Source organism: Rathayibacter sp. AY1B7 (genome assembly GCF_002932735.1).
GTDB lineage: Bacteria > Actinomycetota > Actinomycetes > Actinomycetales > Microbacteriaceae > Rathayibacter.
Window position 1 is genome coordinate 177,729 of sequence record NZ_PSWK01000001.1, and the last position, 17,369, is coordinate 195,097.

Sequence of the window (17,369 nt, forward strand, 5' to 3'; positions counted from 1 at the left end):
GTCGTGCAGGCAGGATCCGACGAAACGCGTAATGAGCGTCGTCGGGTCCTTTTTTTGTGCCCGGACGCCTCCTGACGCTCCGCCGGAGCACCGATGACGGTGCCGGAGGGGGCGGGGACGGCGACGGACGGCCGGGCAGCACAGCGCAGGGAAGCGCGCGTCCCCACACACCCGGAGGAGTACCGATGAGTACCCAGGAGAGCGCGAAGGCGATCCTCGAGCACGTCGGCGGCGCCGCCAACGTGGCGAAGCTGCAGCACTGCTCGACCCGTCTGCGGTTCGCGCTGGCGGACGACGCGAAGGCCGACGTCGAGGCGTTGAAGGCGGTGCCCGGCGTGATCGGTGTCGTCACCGGCCCGCAGACGCAGGTCATCGTCGGCAGCGGCGTCAGCGAGATGTACGCGGCGGTCGAGAAGCTGCGCGGCGGCACCACCGCATCCGCGGAGCAGGCGAAGCAGCCGCGGTCCCTCAAGCGCCTCGGCGCGACGATCATGGACTTCGTGGTCAGCGTCTTCACGCCGATCATCCCGGCCATCGCGGGCGCCGGCATCTTCAAGTCGTTCCTCGTCCTCGCCTCGGCGCTGGGCTGGCTCGACCCGGCCTCCGACAACTTCAAGCTGCTGTCCGCCATCCCGGACGCGGTGTTCGGCTTCCTGCCGCTGCTCGTCGCCTACACGAGCGCGAAGAAGCTCGACGTGAACCGGCCGCTGGCGCTCGGGCTCGTCGGCGTCCTGGTGTTCCCGGCGTTCACGACGCTGCTCAACCAGGAGGGCGGCGTCGCGCTCTTCGGCATCCCGGTGCCGGTCATCGCCTACAACGCGCAGGTGTTCCCGGCGATCCTGGCCGTGCTGCTGCTCTCGGTCGTCGAGCGCTTCTTCACGAAGCACTCGTGGGGTCCGATCCGCACGTTCTACGTGCCGCTGATGTGCCTCGTGATCGTCGCTCCGGCCACGATCTTCCTGCTCGGCCCTCTCGGCTACTGGCTCGGCTCGATGCTCACCGGCGCGATGATCGGCCTCTACGGGGCGCTCGGCTGGGTGGCCGTCGCGCTGCTGGCCGGCGTGCTCCCGCTGATCATCTCGGTCGGCATGCACAAGGCGTTCATCCCGCCGACCATCGCGACGATGGCCAGCGCGGGCAAGGACACCTTCTACCTCGCCTCCTCGCTCGCCCACAACGCGGCGGAGGCCGGCTCCAGCCTCGCGATCGCCCTGCGCACCAAGAGTGCGACCCTCCGCGCCACCGCCTTCTCGGGCGGCCTCTCGGCCCTCTTCGGGATCACCGAGCCGGCGCTCTACGGCGTCACGCTGCAAAACAAGCGCGCCCTGGTCTCCGTCATCACGGGCAGCGTCGTCGGAGGCGCCTACATCGGCGCCACGCAGGTCGCCGCGTTCGCGCTGGTCAGCCCCGGCGTCGCGAGCATCTCGATGTTCATCGACGGGCTGAACCCCTGGAACCTGCTCAACGCCGTGATCGGCCTGCTGATCTCGGTCGCCGTCTCGTTCGTCGTCTCCTTCGTCATCTGGCGCGACGACGCCTCCGCCAGCGTCCAGGCGCTCGGCGACGTGGCGGCCGCCGCCGGGAGCCCGCTCGCGCTGCAGGCGCCGCTCACCGGCTCCGTCATCCCCCTCTCGGAGGTGCCGGACCCCGTGTTCTCGGCCGGCGTGCTCGGCGAGGGGCTGGCGATCCGCCCCACCGACGGAGCCGTCCGGGCGCCGTTCGCGGGCGAGGTCATCGCGCTGCTCTCCTCCCGCCACGCCGTGGGGCTCCGCCGCGCGGACGGCGTCGAGGTGCTCATCCACGTCGGCATCGACACGGTGCAGCTGGACGGCGCGCCGTTCGAGGCGCACGTCGCGGTCGGCGACCGGGTCGAGGCCGGGCAGCTCCTCCTCACCGCCGACCTGGCCGCGATCACCGCGGCCGGCTACGACACAACGACCCCGGTGCTCGTGACCAACTCCGCCGAGTACACCGTGCTCGTCGAGGCCGCCGAGCGGATCACCGCCGGCGACCGGATCATGACCGTGACGCAGAGAGAGAAGGAGCTCGCCGATGGCGCTTCCTGACGGATTCCGATGGGGCGGCGCCCTCGCCGCCAACCAGGTCGAGGGCGCGTGGCGCGAGGGCGGGCGCGGCCCGGCGGTCAGCGACGTCGCCTCCTACAAGCCGAAGGCGGACCCGAAGGAGTACGCGATCCACCACCGCAACACGGTGGAGAGCATCACGGCGGCGATGTCCGACGACGACACCGAGTACTACCCCAAGCGCCGCGGCATCGACTTCTACCACCGCTACCCCGGCGACCTCGCGCTGTTCGCCGAGATGGGCTTCACCACCCTCCGCGTCTCGATCGCCTGGACCCGCCTCTACCCGACGGGGGAGGAGGCGGAGCCGCTCGAGGAGGGCATCGCCTACTACCTCGCCCTCTTCACCGAGATGCGGCGCCTCGGGATAGAGCCGCTGGTCACGCTCTCGCACTACGACCCGCCGCTCGCGCTCGCGCTGAAGCACAACGGCTGGGTCGACCGCCGCACGATCGGGCTGTTCGAGCGCTTCGCCCGCACCTGCTTCGAGCGCTTCGGCCACCTCGTCGACATGTGGCTGACCTTCAACGAGATCGACGGCATCATCCGCCACCCGTTCACCTCGGGCGGGATCATCGAGGAGACCGTCGAGGGCAGCGTGGAGCAGGCCTGCTACACGGCGCTGCACCACCAGTTCGTCGCCTCCGCCTCGGTCACGAGGACGCTGAAGGAGCTGTGGCCCGAGTCGCGGATGGGCTGCATGCTCACGATGCTGACCACCTACCCCAACACCTGCCACCCCGACGACGTCGCGGCGACGCAGGCGAAGGAGCGGATGCTCTACCTCTGCACCGACGTCCAGGCGGGCGGCGCCTACCCGCGCCTGGCGCTGCGGGCGCTCGAGAGCCGCGGGGTCGAGATCCCGTTCGAGGCGGGCGACGTCGAGCTGCTGCGCGAGCACCCGGTCGACTTCATCTCGTTCAGCTACTACATGTCGATGACCGAGTCCGTGCGCCCCGACGCCGAGCGCACCCCCGGCAACACGGTCCTCGGCGTCAAGAACCCGTTCCTCGAGTCGAGCGAGTGGGGCTGGCAGATCGACCCCGTCGGCCTGCGGATCTCGCTGATCGACCTCTACGACCGCTACGGCAAGCCGCTGTTCATCGTCGAGAACGGCCTCGGGATGCGCGACGAGCTGACCGAGGACGGCCGGGTCCACGACCCGTACCGGATCGACTACTTCCGCGCGCACTTCGAGCAGATGATCCAGGCGGTGGACGAGGGCGTGGAGCTGCTCGGCTACGTGAGCTGGGCGCCGATCGACCTGATCAGCGCCTCCAGCTCGCAGATCTCGAAGCGCTACGGGTTCGTCTACGTCGACATGGACGACCTCGGCCACGGCAGCACCGAGCGCTACCGGAAGGACTCGTTCTTCTGGTACCAGAAGGTCATCGCCTCCAACGGCGCGGATCTGGGATGATCCTCCTCTGCCCGGAGGCGCCGTCCGGCTCTCCGGGCAGAGGCCCCGCCACCCCCACCCCAGCCCTGACGCGGCCGTCGACGGAGACACGCATGCAGACCATCAAGAAGGTGCTCAACTCGAGCGTCGTCCTCGTCGTCGACGAGCGCGGCGTCGAGCGCGTGCTCCTGGGCAGGGGGATCGGCTTCGGAGCGAAGGCCGGCGAGGCGATCGAGCCCTCGAGCGTCGACCAGGTGTTCGTGGCGCTGGACGACTCGGATCAGCGCAACCTCGTCGAGCTCCTGGCGCAGATCCCGCCGGAGTTCGTCGAGCTCACCCGCGCGGTCGTCGCCGACGCGGAGGAGCAGGGGCTGAAGCTCGACCCGCACGTGTACCTCGCGCTCACCGACCACCTGCACTTCGCGGTGGAGCGGCAGCGGCGCGGGCTCTCGGTCGCCAACCGGCTGGCCTGGGAGATGCGGACGGTCTACCCCGTGCAGTACGCGGTGGGGGAGCGGGCGGTCGAGCGGATGCGCGAGCGCCTGGACGTGGAGCTGCCCGCCGACGAGGCCGCGAACGTCGCGTTCCACCTCGCCAACGCGGAGCTCGGCAAGGTCGGGATCGACTCGCTCCGGATCGTGCAGCTCATCCGCTCGGTGACCGCGATCATCCAGCACTCCAGCGGAGCCGCGCTCGACCGCGACGACCTCCGCTCCGCCCGCTTCGTGGCGCACCTGCAGTACTTCGCCGAGCGCTTCTTCTCGGGCGGCCTGCTCGAGAGCGAGGACGACTTCCTCTTCACCAGCCTCAGCGCCCGCTACCCGCGCGCGATCGCCTCCGCCGAGCGGGTCCGCTCCTTCGTGGCGGCCGAGTACCAGGCCGCCCTGCCCAACGAGGAGGTCGCCTTCCTGGCCCTCCACATCGCGCGCGCCGCTCCGGAGTAGCGCGCTGACCCCGGAGAACCGCATGCACCGCACCACCCCCGCCCGCCCGACGACGCCCGCGAGCGAGCGCCCGTGAGCGGCACGATCCACCTCGTCCGCCACGCCGAGACCCTCTTCAACGTCGCCGGCCAGCTGCAGGGCTGGTGCGACTCGCCCCTGACCGAGCGCGGCGAGCGCCAGGCGGCGGCCCTCGGCGAGCGGATGCGCGAGGTGCCGCTCGTCGCGGCGTTCACGAGCGACCTCACCCGCACCCGCACCACGGCGGCGGCGGCGCTCGCCGGGCACCCGTCGCTCGAGGCCGAGCCGATGGTCGAGCTCCGCGAGTGGCACTTCGGCGCCTTCGAGGGGCAGCCGAACGCCTCGCTCTGGGAGCCGGTGTTCGCCGATCACGGCTACTCCTACGTGCCCGCCTCCGCCGACTGGCCGCGGATGACCGACGCCGGTCTCGACTCGGTGCTCGACGCGATCCATCGCCACGACCCCTCCGGCCGGGCCGACAGCGGTGCCACCGTGCGCGCCCGCGTGGAGGCCGCGATCGCGCGGTTCGCGCCGGCGGCCGAGCACGGGGACGTGCTGGTCGTGACGCACGGAGCGGTGCTCGGGAGCATCCTCCGCGCGCTCGACCCCGCGCACCGGCCGCAGCGGGGCTACCCGAACTGCGCGGTCGTGTCGGTGACGGACGGCGTCATCGGCGAGGTCGACGGGAGCTGCGCGACGGCCTGACCCCGCCCCTCCTCCTCCACGGACGCCCCTGTGCGCTCCGGTCGCCGACCGGACGAGCACGGGGGCGTCCGTCGTGCTCGGGACGCAGGCGGCCCGCACCCGGGCCGCCCCCGGACCTGCACGCGCGGCCGCCTCGGGACCTGCACGTCCGGTGATGCGGGACCTGCACTTTCGGCCACCTCGGCGCTGTACCGAAGTACAGGAGCCCGTCGCGAGAGCGTCCGTAGCGTCTGAGGAGTCAAGAGAAACGACTTCGAGGAGATGACATGCGAGGGCTTCAGCTCAGCGGCGTGAGCCGTGCATTCGGCGGCCACCGGGTCCTGCACGACGTGGACCTGTCCGTGGGCCGCGGCGAGATCGTCGGCTTCATCGGCGGCAACGGCGCCGGCAAGACCACGACGATGCGGCTGATCCTGGGCCTGCTCACCCCCGACACGGGGACCATCACCTGGGACGGCGCGCCGATCACCGCCGAGGACCGCCGCTCGATCGGCTACATGCCGGAGGAGCGCGGCCTCTACCCGCAGATGCGGGTCCGCGAGCAGGTGATCCACTTCGCTCTGCTCGAGGGGCACGACGCCCGGGGAGCCCGTGAGACCGCCGAGGAGGTGATCGACGCGCTGGGCCTGGCCGAGCGGGCCGACACCCTGGTGCAGGACCTCTCGCTCGGCAACCAGCAGCGCGTGCAGCTGGCCGTGTCCCTGGTGGGCGATCCGTCGCTCCTGGTGCTGGACGAGCCCTTCTCGGGGCTCGACCCGGTCGCCGTGGAGACGATGGCCGGCCTGATCCGGCAGCAGTCCGCCCGCGGCGTCGGCGTGCTCTTCTCCTCCCACCAGCTCGACCTGGTCGAGCGCCTCTGTGACACCGTCTGCGTGCTCGACTCCGGCCGCGTGACCGCGAGCGGAGCGGTGGCCGAGCTGCAGGACGACGGCCGCAGCCGCTGGCAGCTGCAGTTCTCCCGCCCCCTGGACGACCTGCTCGTCGCCGAGCTCGGCGTCACACCGGGACTGTCGGCCGAGCCGGTCCCCGGTGAGCCGGAGTCGCTGCTCGTCTCGATCGAGGGCAGCGGCCGGGACGTCCCCGAGCAGGTGCTCGCGACCCTCACCCGCCACGGCGGCCTCCGGAGCATCCGCACCGCGCAGCGCTCGCTGACCGAGCTGCTGTCCGAGCGGCTCACCGCCGCCTCCACCCCTGCGGCCGAGCGCCGCCTCGAGATCCAAGGAGCAGGACGATGACCACCACGCACCCCCGCGCCGCCCACGCCCGGACCGCCGAGAGCTCCGCTCCTCCGACGCCGGCCCGGGGAGCCGCGACGATCGTCCGCCGCGAGATCCTGACCCGCACCGGGAACCGCACGATCCTCACCGCGACCCTCGCGCTGGCCGCGATCGCCGGCCTCGGCGCCGGGATCGGCGGCTGGTTCCTGGTCGACGCGACGAGGGAGGCGGGGACCGTGGTCCTCGACACCCGGATCCTGTTCGCGACCGCGATGATCAGCGCCCTGCTCGCCGCGATGGTCTACTCCTCGTCGAGTCTGGCCTCGGGGGTGGTCGAGGAGAAGTCGTCCCGGATCGTCGAGATCCTGCTGACGAAGATCGGCGTCGCCCCGCTGCTCGCCGGGAAGATGATCGGCGTCGGCCTGGTGACCCTGGCCCAGCTGCTCGTGATCGGCGGCGCCGTCGTCGGCGGGTTCAGCGTGGTCGGCGGGTGGTCGGTCCTCGAGATCGAGCTCGGCCCGAGCCTGGTCTGGTTCCTCGTCTGGTTCCTGCAGGGCTACGTGCTCTTCGCGCTCCTCAGCACCCTGCTCGCCTCGACCGTGTCGAGGCAGGAGGACCTGGGCACCGCCGCCATGCCGCTCTCCGTCGTGCAGATGGCGCTGCTGATCATCGCGCTCTACGTGGTGCCGGCGAACCTCGACGAGGCCTGGGTGCACGCGCTCTCCTTCGTCCCCCTCTTCTCCTCCTACCTGATGCCGATGCGCTTCGGCCTCGACTCGGTCGGCACCCCCGAGATGGTGATCGCCGCCGTCGTCGCCGCGATCACGGTGCCGCTGCTGTTCCGCCTGGTCGTCCGCGTCTACCGCAACAACGCGCTCCGCACCGGCTCCCGCGTCTCGCTCCGCGCCTCCCTCAAGGCCGCCGACGCCTCCTAGGCCCGGCTCCCGATATCCACCACCACCCCTCGGAAGGACACCACCATGACCACCTCGCGCACCGCCTCGACCCGCCCCTCGCCCCTCAAGAAGCTGCTCGTCAACACCGCCCTCCTCGTCGGGGGAGCGGGCGGCGCCTACCTCGTCGTCACCTACCTCTTCTGATCCGCTCGACCGACCGAAGGACACGATCGTGACTCTCCTCGCGACTCCCGGGCTCCGCCCCGCGACCCCCGGGCACCGCCCCGCGGATCCGGCGGCCCTCCGGGCGGCGGCCTCGACCGAGCGGCTGCTCGGCGGCGGACGCCACCGCGTCGCCGCGATCGACCGCCCCGCCTTCGCCGGCCGGAACGCGTCGTGGACGATGACCCTCGACGACGGCGCCCGCGTCTTCGTCAAGCACGTCTCGCCCCGGACGGCGGGCCCCGCGGCCTTCCGCCGCTCCAGGGACTTCGCCGGCTTCGCCGCCCGGAGCCCCGAGCACGCCCCGGCCGGACCCCGCCTGCTGGCGGCCGACGAGGACGACTCCCTGCTGGTGTTCGAGCACTGCCCCGGCACCAGCCTGGCCCTCCTGCTCGTGGAGGAGCGCGTCCCCGCGGACTTCCCCGAACAGGCCGGCCGGCTCCTGGCCCGGCTGCACGCCGGCCCGGTGGCGGGCCTCACCGCGACCTCGCACCCCAGCCCTCCCGTCGAGATGCTGCGCGTCGGCATCCCGCACACCCGCTACGTCGACCTCACCCTCGCCGAGCTCGCCTTCTGGGGCGACCTGCAGCACGACGAGCAGCTCGTCTCGGCCACGGAGGATCTCCGCGAGTGGGAGAGCGGCAACCGCACGGCCCCGATCCACGGCGACCTCCGCCTCGACCAGTTCCACCTCCGCGACGGGCGCCTCCAGCTGCTCGACTGGGAGGAGTTCGGGATCGGGGATCCGGCCCGCGACCTCGGCACGCTGGCGGGGGAGTGGATCCACCGCGCGGTGCTCGACACCGTGACCACCCGGGAGGGCGCCTCCGCTCCTCCCCTCGCCTTCGACACCGCGGCCGCGGACGCCCGCATCGCGGAGCGGATGGCGGCACTGGTCCCGAGGATCCGGCGGATGTGGCTCGCCTACGCCGCCGAGACCGCCGGCGCGGACGACGCCCTCGCCGTCCGCGCCACCGCCCACCTGGGCTGGCACCTCGTCGACCGCACCCTCGCCCGGGCCTCGATGGTCTCCCGCCTCCCCGGGATCGAGCGGGCCGCCGCCGGCATCGGCCGCCGCGTCCTGCTCGCCCCCTCCGCCTACTCCACCGCCCTCGGATTCGACAGGAGCCCGCGATGACCGCCCTCACCACCCGCTCCGTCCTCGACGAGGCCGTGATCAGCGTCGACGCCGACCGGCTGCGGGCTGAGGTCGACGGGACCGTGATCGAGGCCACCGGGCCGATCGGGCTGCGGGCCCGACTCGCCGCCACCGTCTACACCCACCTGCACCTCCGGAACCCGCTGCTCGGCGAGACCGCCGGAGGCGACGGCCAGGACCTCGCCCCCCGGCTGATCGACGCGATCCCGCACCGCACGGTCCTGCAGCCCGCTCCCTCCGGGGTGCTCGGCTCCGCCACCGTGCAGGGGGAGGAGCGCCGGGTCGTCGAGCTGGGCCGCGTCCGGGTCCTCGTGCCCGAGGTCGATCTCGTCCGCTCCGCCGACGGGGCCGTCGCCGGCGTCCGGCTGCCGAGCTGGCGCACCCGCACCACTCCCGGCTACCTCCTCGCCCTCGGCCCGATGGGACTCGATCCCGCCGACCGGGTCGTGCGCCTCTCGCTCGTCGCCGACTCGGCGGAGGACGCGCTCGCCCTGTGGGGCCCGCTCCTGGAGGCGCTCGCCGCCTCCGGAGCCCGCCACCAGGCCAAGGCGCTCTCGGACCCGCGGGCCTTCCCCCGCTCCGACGCCCTCGTCGTCTACCTGCCCGCCGACTCCGCCGACGACGTCGCCCGGAGGATCACTCCGCTGCTCGATGCCCGGCCCTCGCCCCGCACCGCCGTCTCGGCCTTCGCCGAGAGGCTCGCCGACGGCCTCGCCTACGCCGAGGACCCGGCCGACGAGCGCTCCTCCTACCGCGGACTGAGCTTCGGCCAGCACCGCTCCCGCGTCCTCGCCGAAGCGCTCCTGCGCTCCTCGGCCGAGACGATCCCCGCCGCCGACGCCTGGGCCGACGCCGCCCGCGCCGCGCGCATCGACCCGGACCGCCCGGGACTCACCGCCCGCTAGGGCCCCACGAACCTCCCCTCGATCCCGAGGGGACCACCACCTCAGCCCGAGGTACTCCACGAAAGGGACACATCATGACCACCATCTCCACCGACGCCCAGTCCGCCGACCTCACCGCCCTCGCGGGAGCGCACGACACCTTCGCCACCGTCGACGAGCTCGGCTCGGACGCCGCGACCGAGGCGCCCGCCACCACGCCCCTGTGCGTCGGCATCATCGTCGGCGCCACCCTCGGCGCGGGCTGCTGACCCGGCCCTCCTCCCGCCCGGGTGCTCCCGCAGCACCCGCTCCCCGGCCCTCCGGCCGGACCACCCGCACCACTCCCCGCACGACCCGGCGGATCCGCCGCCACCACTCATCCAAGGAGAACACCATGTCGACCATCACCGCCCAGACCGTCCAGTCCGCCGACCTCGCCGAGCTCGCCACCGCCCACGACACCTTCACCGCCGCCGACGAGATCGGCACCGACGCCGCCTCCGAGGCGCCCGCCACCACCCCGTTCTGCGCCGGCGTCATCATCGGCGTCACCCTCACCGCAGGGTGCTGACGGGCACGGGGCGACCGGTCCTCGACCGCGTCGCCCCGGCCCCTCCCGGGCGCGTGCCGTCCGCTCGCGCCGTCCGCCCATCCCCGTCCGCCCTTTCCGCGGGCACGGTCCGCCCGTCCGCCGCCGTCCTCACCGCCGGCCGCGACCCGATCCGCCCTCCCGCCCGCCGCCCTCTGAGGAGACCGCCATGACCACCCCGCCCGGTGCGCAGAGCGCCGCACTCTCCGACCTCTCGCTCGGCCGCTTCGGCTACTCCCGGGTGGCCCTCGTCCTGACCGGCTCCGCCATGACCCAGGTCATGCCCTACTGGATCCAGTGGGCGCGCGCCGCCGCTCCGGCGACCGAGTTCCGCGTGCTCGTCCGCGACTCGGCCTACCGCTTCACCACCCGGCACAACCTGGAGTCGCGACTGCGCGGCCGGATCCAGGACGACCGCTGGGACGACGAGATCGTCGTCGCCCACGTCGACCTCGCCGAGTGGGCCGACCTCATCCTGATCTACCCGGCCACCCTCGACTACGCCTCGCGCCTCGCGCACGGCATCACCGACTCCCCGTCGCTGCTCGCGGCCCTCACGACGGAGGCGCCGGTGTGCATCGCTCCGTCGCTGCCGCCGCGGGCGCTCGGCAACCCGGTCGTCGAGTCCACCCTCGCGCTGCTGCGCGAGCCGGCCAACTTCACCGTCATCGACCCCGTGCCCGGGCCGAGCGAGTCCAGCGACACGGCGCTCGCCTGGGTGCCGCCCGCGTTCCCCGCGGTGCTGCGCCACTTGGAGTCGCTGCGCACGGCACCGGCGGCCGCGGAGGAGGCGAGGTCGGCGTGAGCACCACCGCCCCTCCGCGGGCCCTCGTCACCGGGCTGCTCGTCACCGAGCTCTCGGAAGGACCCGACGGGACCACCGTCTGGACCCGCCGCCTCGGAGAGCAGGCGCCGCTGCCGTTCTCGCCGGTGCCCGTCCGCCTCGCAGCGCCCGATCCCCGGATCGTGCCGGGAGGCGCCGACCCGTCGATCCGCCGCTACCGCACCACCGCCCGCGCCCTGCTGCCCGCGCTCCTCCACGAGCTGTCGGAGGAGGCGCTCGTCTCCGTCGGCCGCGAGTGGAAGGGCGCGCTGGACGCGCTCCACGGCGCCCGGCCCGCCGGGGAGCCGCTCCCTCCGCGTCCGCTGCAGCGCGCCCGCGGCTGGCTCGCCGGTGGCTGGGCGCCCGCCGCCGAGGAGCTCGGCGCCGGCGGTCTCCTCGAGCTCGCCGACTGGGCGGAGGCGGTCGTCGCCTCGCCGGCCGCGGTCGTGGTCCACGGCCACCCCGGCCTCGCCCACCTCGTCGTCGGCGGGACCCGCGTCGCTCTGCTCACGGGCGAGGACGTCGGGCTCGCCGACCCGGTCTGGGACGCCGCCTGGGTGCTCGGGGAGCTCGCAGAGCTGCACGCCTTCCACCTCGCGCTCCGCCCGGCCCTCGACGCGCTCCGCCGCGGACTCTCGCTCGAGGAGGACCACGACGCCGAGCTGCTGCGCGTCGGCACCGCGTTCCGGCTGGCCCAGCACGCCGTCGACTGGCACCGCTCCGGGGGCGCCAGCAGCGATCAGGCGCGGCTGCTGCTGCGCCTGTCCGCCGCACAGCTGGGGGAGCGGGCGGAATGAGCGCCCGCGACGTCCCGACCCTGTCCGCCGCCCTGCCCTCCGGCGCCCGCGCGCTCGTCGTGCACCGGCCGGAGGTCCGCAACGACTCGGTCGCCCTCGCCGTGCCCGCCGGTATGCGCCACGAGCGCGACGGCGAGGAGGGGATGCTGCACCTGATCGAGCACCTCGTCTACCAGGACAGCGAGGGGGTCGCCGGTCTCGTCCGGCAGACCCGCGTCGCCGAGAGCGGCGGCGTCCTCGGCGGTCACACCCATCTCGACTACTCCGAGTTCTTCGAGACGGGCTCTCCCGGGTCGGCCGCCGTGATCGCGGAGCGGCTCGTCGAGCAGGTCTTCCGCCCCGCCTTCCTGCCGGAGCAGATCGCGGAGCAGATCCGCGCGGTCGCCTCTGAGCGGGCCGCGCGCCTCGCCCCCGCTCCGGGCGGCGTGCTGCCGTGGCCGCACCTGACCGCCCGCTACTGGGCCGACGCCCCCAACGCGCACGACGGCAGCGGCGACCTCGACCTCGAGGGCCGCGCGACCGAGCCCGTCCTGCGCGCGCTGCACCGGCGCCACTACAGCCCGGCCGGCTCCGTGCTGGTCGGCGTCACGGCCGACGACCCCGCCCGGCTCCTGGACCGCCTGGTCGCGGCCCTCGCGGAGGCGCCCGATCGCGCGGCAGGACCGGTCGCCGTCCCACCTGGGACGGCCCGCCCCGAGTACCGCGGCGAGCCCGCCGCCCGCCGGCTCGCCGCGACCGCCGCCGCGCCGTCGACCCGCGTCTCCGACGAGCTGCTCGGCGACCTGATCGCCGCCGAGGCGCTCGCTGCGCAGGCCGGACTCGACGCGAGCGCCGGACTCTTCGGCCCGGGCGACACCGTCGCCGACGACCTCTTCGTGCTGGTCGACGACACCGCCGTGCCCGTCGATCCGTGGCACCGCCTCCGCGCCCTCGCGGTGAGCGACGACTCCGCCCTCGAGCACGCCCGGCATCGCGCGGTGCTGCGTGCGGAGCGGCTGGTGCACGACGACGAGCGTCTGGCCCGCACCGTCGCCCGGGATGCCCTGCTGCGCGGTGCGCCCGGCTTCGCGGGCGAGCTCGTCGACTCCCTCGCCGCGCGGCCGCCGCGCCCGCTGCTCGCGGACGCCGCGGCCCGCCTGGCCGAGCAGCCCTTCGCCGCACTGGGCGTTCCCGCCGCCTCCACCCCTCCAGGAAGGAGGAGCCCATGACCGCCGCACCCCCGCTCGCCGTCGTCGACGAGCGCTCCCGCTTCGCCGTCGTCGCCCTCGGCTGGCGCGACCCGGCCGGAGACGACGGGCCCGACCGCGCTGCCCGCCTCCGCTCGGCCGTTCCCCCCGGAGCGGTCTCGCTCGCGTGGACGGCGACGGCCGGGGCGCAGAGCCTCACCGCGGTGCTCCCTCCGGAGGGCGCCGCGGCCTGGACCGCCCTGACGCTCGAGCGCGCCCAGGGAGCCGGGGATCCGGTGCTCGCCGTGGTCGGGCCCGAACGCGCCGTCTGCGAGACGTCCCGGCCCGTCTCCGTGCCCGCCGCGGCTCCGCTGCCGAGCGCTCTGCACCAGTCCCGCGAGCAGGGCTACGAGAGCACGATCGTCACCGGCGCGGACCCGTCCGGCGAGGTCGGCCACGCCGCGACATTCCTGGCGCTGTGCCGCCTCACCGCGGGGGCCGAACCGCTCGTCCCCGCCGCACTGCGCTCCGCCGGCGGCGATGCGGTCGCCCAGGTCGCGCGGGGCCTGCGCTCGAGCCGCCCGTCCCTCACCTGGCAGGTCGTCTCCCCGGCCGGCCAGGGCATCCCGACCCTCGAGACCGTGCTGCGCACCGTCCTCGACGGCCGCGCCGCGCACGGGGAGGGAGCACGCGCCGCGCACGCGTTCGCGCGGGCGAACCTCCTCCGCGCCTGGCGGTCGCCCGAGACGCTCGCGCGCACCCTGGTGGAGTACGAGGTGATGGGCTGGGGCGGCGCCCTGGTGCTCGATCCGGAGCCGGCGCTCGCCGCGGTCGACGAGAGTGCGCTCGAGCGGGCGGTCGCGGGGCTCGTGCGGCCCGTCGCCGACGTGGTCGGCTGGGGCTGAATCCGGCGGGCTCGATCAGCTCCGGCCGGGACGCGTCCCCAGGTCGACGAGCCCGTGCTCGATCACCGAGACCAGGATCTGCACCCGGTCGCGCACGCCCAGCTTCTCCATCACCTTCACGAACCGCGCCTTCACGGTCGACTCGGTGACGAACAGCTCCTGCGCCATCTCGCGGTTGCTCATCCCGCGGGCGAGCAGGCGGATCACCTCGAGCTCCTTCTCGGTGAGCGCCTCGAGCAGATCGGGGTCCGGCACCGTCTCCGCCGGCACCGACTCCTCGAGCCCCTTCACCACGTGGCGCGTGACCTCGGCGGAGAGCACGGACTCGCCCGCGAGCACCGCGTGCACCGCCGCGATGATCTCCCGCGGCTTCGTGTCCTTGACCAGGTAGCCGGAGGCGCCCGCGCGGAGCAGGTCGACGACGTAGCGGTCCGTGGTGAACGTGCTGAGCCCGAGGATCGCGATGCCCGGGTGCTCGGCGTGGATCCGCTCGGTCGCGGCGACGCCGTTCATGACCGGCATCTGCATGTCCATCAGGATCAGGTCGGGCTGGAGCGTCGCCGCCTGCTGCACCGCGATCCTCCCGTCGGAGGCCTCGCCCACCACCTCGATCGCCGGGTCCTGCGAGAGGTAGTCGCGGAGGATCTCGCGGGTCATCGATTCGTCGTCCACCAGCAGCACGCGGGTCATCGCTCTCGTCCTTCGTCGGTCGCCCCCGCGACGAGCGCACCGGACGCCCGGCCCTCGAGGGGGATGGTCATGGTCGTGGTCCAGCGGCCGCCGCGGGCTCCCGCGTCCAGCCGCCCGCCGAAGACGGCGCAGCGGGCCGACATCGCCTCGATCCCGAGGTGCGAGGAGACGATCGGAGCCGCGGAGGCGATCGCGTTCGAGGAGCTCAGCTGCACCTCGCCCCCCGACACCTCGAGCCGGAGCTGCACCTCACCGGCGGTGTCGCCGTGCTTGAGCACGTTCGTGCCCAGCTCCCGGACCGTGCGCCGCAGCACCTGGCGGAGGCTCGCGGGCACCTGCGCCACGGAGCCCGCCACGTCGAGGCGGACCCGGAAGCCCGCGCGCTCGATCGCGTCGGCGACGTTCCGCACGTCGTGGACGAAGCCGACAGCGGTGGTCGTGGCGCCCGAGACCTCCGGGGTCCCGAGCAGGTCGGAGTCGCCGCGGGCGGGAGCGCCTGCCTCGTCCTCGTCCTGGAGGAGCGTCACGAGGCTCCGCAGATCCTGCAGTGCCTGCTGCGCCGCGTCGCCGATGCTCTCGAGGATGCGCTCGGTCTTGGCCGGGTCCTCGACCGAGGTCGCGCGGCGGGCCTGCATGGCGATGATGGTGACCTCGTGCGCGACGATGTCGTGCAGCTCGTGCGCGAGCCGGGTCCGCTCCTCGTTGCGGATCCGCGCCTGCTCCTCCTGGATGCGGTCGGCCCGGCGCTCGCTCCGCTCGCTGCGGCCCCGGAAGGCGTTCAGGCCCAGCCCGGCGGTGCCGCCGAAGAGGACGAACGCGCCCAGGACGTAGACGGCCGTGCCCATGGCGCGGTCGACGAGCAGCACCGCGGGCAGGAGGACGAGGGTGCCGAGCACGAAGACGAGCCCCGCGCGCCAGGGGAGGAGGAAGGTGACGAAGCCGACCACCACGATGGTCGGGAAGATCAGCGCCGCGAGCAGCAGCGGCGGGGCGCCGAGCATCAGGACGACGGCGTAGACGAGGTAGAGCGAGACCGCCGCGGGGATCGCGCCGGCGAGCAGCGCCAGGAGCGGCAGGTAGGGGAGCGCCAGCTCGATCCAGCCGCGGACCGACGTGAGGTCGACGCTGCCGCCCATCAGGTCGATGACGACGAGGAGCGTGAAGGAGCCGAGGAGGAGGGACCGGGTGATCCAGCCGCCGGGCAGCGTCCGCACGTCGTTCGTCCACCGCGTCGTCCCCACCACGGGACCAGGGTACTGAAGCCTTCTCCGAGCCCCGTCGGCCTTCCGTACAAGGGCGGACTGGTCTTTCGTACAGGAGCGGTGCGACGGGGCGTCGCCATGCTGGTGGAGCGGTCGAGCCGATCGCACCCCTCGATCACAGGAGAACGACCATGGCCCCGATCCTCGCCGCCGCCGCACTCGCCCTCGGAGCCGTCCTCGCTCCCGCCGCTGCTCCTGCCGCCGCTCCCGTGCAGGCCGCCTCGTCCGCCGGCGTGCAGACGGTCGCCGCCTCCTACGAGCTGCCGAAGGTGCAGAAGCCGGGCGGCATGGAGTCGATCCAGGACCGCGGCGCCCTCTGCAACCTCTTCGGGATGTGCTGAGCGCAGCTCTCGGACCGGGTCAGCCCTTCAGCGGGTCGTTGCCCCAGTTCATCAGGGAGTAGCGCCACTTCGTCTCGGTGACATCGCCCGAGGGACGCTGCTTCGCGTGCCGGTGCACGTAGCCGACGACCTTCGTCATGTGGGCGTAGTCGTCGTCGCTCAGGTCGGCCTGCTTCGTGCCGAGCAGGTCGACGATGCGGCGCCCGCTCTCGTGGCCGACGGACTCGCCGCCGCCCTCCGGCTTCTGGCCGACCTCCTTCGACTCGTCGGTGCCGAGCCACTCCTCGAGCTCCTTCGCGGTCATGTTCACGGCGTCGTGGAACTCGTCGCGGGTCGTCCGCTTCTCGTCGTCGGTGGGCATCGCGGGGCTCCTCGGGTCGGTCGGTCCGGGTCGGTCGGTGACCTCCAGCGGAGCGTGTCGGAGGGGGAGAGGTCAAGCCCCGTGCGCGGTTCCAGGGCGCGCGTAGCGTCGGAGGAGTCCGCACCAGCCGACCACCGCCGACGTCCGCCGCCGGCAGAGAAGAGGCCCACATGCCCTCCCGCAACACCCTCGTCCGCAGTCTCCACGACCTCGGAGCCGCCGCCTGGTTCGGCGGCTCGCTCATGGGCGCCGTCGGCCTGAACGGCGCCGCGTCCACCTCGTCCGACCCGGCGGAGCGCCTCCGCCTCTCCTCGAACGGCTGGGCCCGCTGGACCCCTGTGCAGCTCGCCGCGATCGCCGCCCACGGCGTCGGCGGCATCGGACTCGTCCTCGCCAACAAGACCCGCCTGGCCAACCAGCAGGAGAGCCGCACGAACACCGTCGTCAAGACCGTCGTGACCGGGCTCGCCGGTGCCGCCTCGGTGATCGCCGCGGTCGCCGGAGCGACGCAGGCCAAGCACGCCGACGAGGGCGCCCCCGGCGTGACCGAGGCGTCGGAGGAGAACTCGCAGGAGCTGACCACCGCCCTCCGCGTGCAGAAGGTCACCCAGTGGGCCATCCCCGTGCTGACCGCCGTCATCATCGTCCTCGGCGCCCAGCAGGGCGAGCAGCAGCGCCCCGTGAAGGGCCTCTTCGAGACCACGGCGCGGATGTTCCGCAAGTAGTCCCCGCGCTCGCGCGCAGAACGTCGCCGAGAGTGCCCGCCGTCCCCCGAGGGTGGAGGGCGGCTGCTCTCGGCCGACGTTCTGCGTGCGGGGTCCGGCTAGCGGCGCGAGGGCCGGCGGCGGACGGTCAGCGCGAGGGCTCCCGCTTGCGAACACGTCGCCTGGTCGGCGTCGGAGCCCTC

At 73.6% G+C, this 17,369-nt stretch carries 19 protein-coding genes; 16 read left to right on the forward strand and 3 right to left on the reverse strand.

What is annotated here, in order from left to right:
* The first annotated feature begins 185 nt into the window (after positions 1–185).
* From C5C95_RS00745 to C5C95_RS00800, 14 genes are all read left to right on the forward strand, one after another.
* Complete coding sequence (locus C5C95_RS00745) at positions 186–2,066, forward strand: beta-glucoside-specific PTS transporter subunit IIABC (RefSeq protein WP_104225132.1); 1,881 nt, start codon at positions 186–188, stop codon at positions 2,064–2,066.
* Positions 2,053–3,504: a glycoside hydrolase family 1 protein gene (locus tag C5C95_RS00750; RefSeq protein WP_104256263.1), complete on the forward strand. Its 1,452-nt coding sequence runs from the start codon at positions 2,053–2,055 to the stop codon at positions 3,502–3,504. The genes C5C95_RS00745 and C5C95_RS00750 overlap by 14 nt, the downstream gene beginning before the upstream one ends.
* A gap of 92 nt (positions 3,505–3,596) precedes the next feature.
* Complete coding sequence (locus C5C95_RS00755) at positions 3,597–4,427, forward strand: PRD domain-containing protein (RefSeq protein WP_104225973.1); 831 nt, start codon at positions 3,597–3,599, stop codon at positions 4,425–4,427.
* Positions 4,428–4,499: 72 nt separating this feature from the next.
* Positions 4,500–5,150 carry a histidine phosphatase family protein gene (locus tag C5C95_RS00760; RefSeq protein WP_104272819.1) on the forward strand — a complete coding sequence of 217 codons (651 nt, stop codon included), beginning with the start codon at positions 4,500–4,502 and terminating at the stop codon, positions 5,148–5,150.
* Positions 5,151–5,440: 290 nt separating this feature from the next.
* A complete protein-coding gene (locus C5C95_RS00765; RefSeq protein ID WP_258059757.1) occupies positions 5,441–6,385 on the forward strand; it encodes an ABC transporter ATP-binding protein in 945 nt (314 codons plus the stop codon).
* The gene (locus C5C95_RS00770; RefSeq protein WP_104225127.1) at positions 6,382–7,302 is read left to right on the forward strand and encodes an ABC transporter permease; all 921 of its coding nucleotides are present in this window, start codon (positions 6,382–6,384) and stop codon (positions 7,300–7,302) included. The genes C5C95_RS00765 and C5C95_RS00770 overlap by 4 nt, the downstream gene beginning before the upstream one ends.
* A gap of 193 nt (positions 7,303–7,495) precedes the next feature.
* Positions 7,496–8,623, forward strand: a complete 1,128-nt coding sequence (gene lxmK / locus C5C95_RS00775; RefSeq protein WP_258059357.1) for a class V lanthionine synthetase subunit LxmK — start codon at positions 7,496–7,498, stop codon at positions 8,621–8,623.
* Positions 8,620–9,549, forward strand: a complete 930-nt coding sequence (locus C5C95_RS00780; protein WP_104323582.1) for a T3SS effector HopA1 family protein — start codon at positions 8,620–8,622, stop codon at positions 9,547–9,549. The genes lxmK and C5C95_RS00780 overlap by 4 nt, the downstream gene beginning before the upstream one ends.
* Before the next feature lie 74 nt (positions 9,550–9,623).
* Entirely contained in the window at positions 9,624–9,797 is a 174-nt protein-coding gene (locus C5C95_RS17245) for a hypothetical protein (RefSeq protein ID WP_181027122.1), read from the forward strand.
* A 125-nt stretch (positions 9,798–9,922) separates the two neighbouring features.
* Positions 9,923–10,099, forward strand: coding sequence for a hypothetical protein (locus tag C5C95_RS17250; RefSeq protein ID WP_181027123.1), 177 nt, complete (start codon positions 9,923–9,925; stop codon positions 10,097–10,099).
* A gap of 187 nt (positions 10,100–10,286) precedes the next feature.
* Complete coding sequence (locus tag C5C95_RS00785; RefSeq protein WP_104225100.1) at positions 10,287–10,922, forward strand: flavoprotein; 636 nt, start codon at positions 10,287–10,289, stop codon at positions 10,920–10,922.
* Complete coding sequence (locus tag C5C95_RS00790; RefSeq protein ID WP_104323583.1) at positions 10,919–11,737, forward strand: hypothetical protein; 819 nt, start codon at positions 10,919–10,921, stop codon at positions 11,735–11,737. Before C5C95_RS00785 ends, C5C95_RS00790 begins: the two co-directional genes overlap by 4 nt.
* Positions 11,734–12,945 (forward strand): pitrilysin family protein, encoded by a 1,212-nt coding sequence (locus C5C95_RS00795; protein ID WP_104323584.1) that lies wholly within the window; start codon positions 11,734–11,736, stop codon positions 12,943–12,945. The genes C5C95_RS00790 and C5C95_RS00795 overlap by 4 nt, the downstream gene beginning before the upstream one ends.
* The gene (locus tag C5C95_RS00800) at positions 12,942–13,808 is read left to right on the forward strand and encodes a hypothetical protein (RefSeq protein WP_104225097.1); all 867 of its coding nucleotides are present in this window, start codon (positions 12,942–12,944) and stop codon (positions 13,806–13,808) included. The genes C5C95_RS00795 and C5C95_RS00800 overlap by 4 nt, the downstream gene beginning before the upstream one ends.
* Positions 13,809–13,823: 15 nt before the next feature.
* On the opposite strand, the gene C5C95_RS00805 is transcribed toward C5C95_RS00800, so the two are convergent.
* Together C5C95_RS00805 and C5C95_RS00810 are read right to left on the reverse strand one after the other, a co-directional pair.
* Positions 13,824–14,498, reverse strand: a complete 675-nt coding sequence (locus C5C95_RS00805) for a response regulator transcription factor (RefSeq protein WP_104323585.1) — start codon at positions 14,496–14,498, stop codon at positions 13,824–13,826.
* Positions 14,495–15,742 (reverse strand): sensor histidine kinase, encoded by a 1,248-nt coding sequence (locus C5C95_RS00810; RefSeq protein ID WP_258059356.1) that lies wholly within the window; start codon positions 15,740–15,742, stop codon positions 14,495–14,497. The genes C5C95_RS00805 and C5C95_RS00810 overlap by 4 nt, the downstream gene beginning before the upstream one ends.
* A gap of 149 nt (positions 15,743–15,891) precedes the next feature.
* Here C5C95_RS00810 and C5C95_RS00815 point away from each other — a divergent pair, with 149 nt between their 5' ends.
* Positions 15,892–16,101 carry a hypothetical protein gene (locus C5C95_RS00815; RefSeq protein WP_104225965.1) on the forward strand — a complete coding sequence of 70 codons (210 nt, stop codon included), beginning with the start codon at positions 15,892–15,894 and terminating at the stop codon, positions 16,099–16,101.
* 19 nt (positions 16,102–16,120) lie between these two features.
* On the opposite strand, the gene C5C95_RS00820 is transcribed toward C5C95_RS00815, so the two are convergent.
* On the reverse strand, positions 16,121–16,462 hold the full coding sequence (locus C5C95_RS00820) for a DUF3140 domain-containing protein (RefSeq protein ID WP_104246984.1): 342 nt from the start codon (positions 16,460–16,462) through the stop codon (positions 16,121–16,123).
* A 170-nt stretch (positions 16,463–16,632) separates the two neighbouring features.
* Here C5C95_RS00820 and C5C95_RS00825 point away from each other — a divergent pair, with 170 nt between their 5' ends.
* Positions 16,633–17,187, forward strand: coding sequence for a hypothetical protein (locus tag C5C95_RS00825; RefSeq protein WP_104323586.1), 555 nt, complete (start codon positions 16,633–16,635; stop codon positions 17,185–17,187).
* The last annotated feature ends 182 nt before the right edge of the window (positions 17,188–17,369 follow it).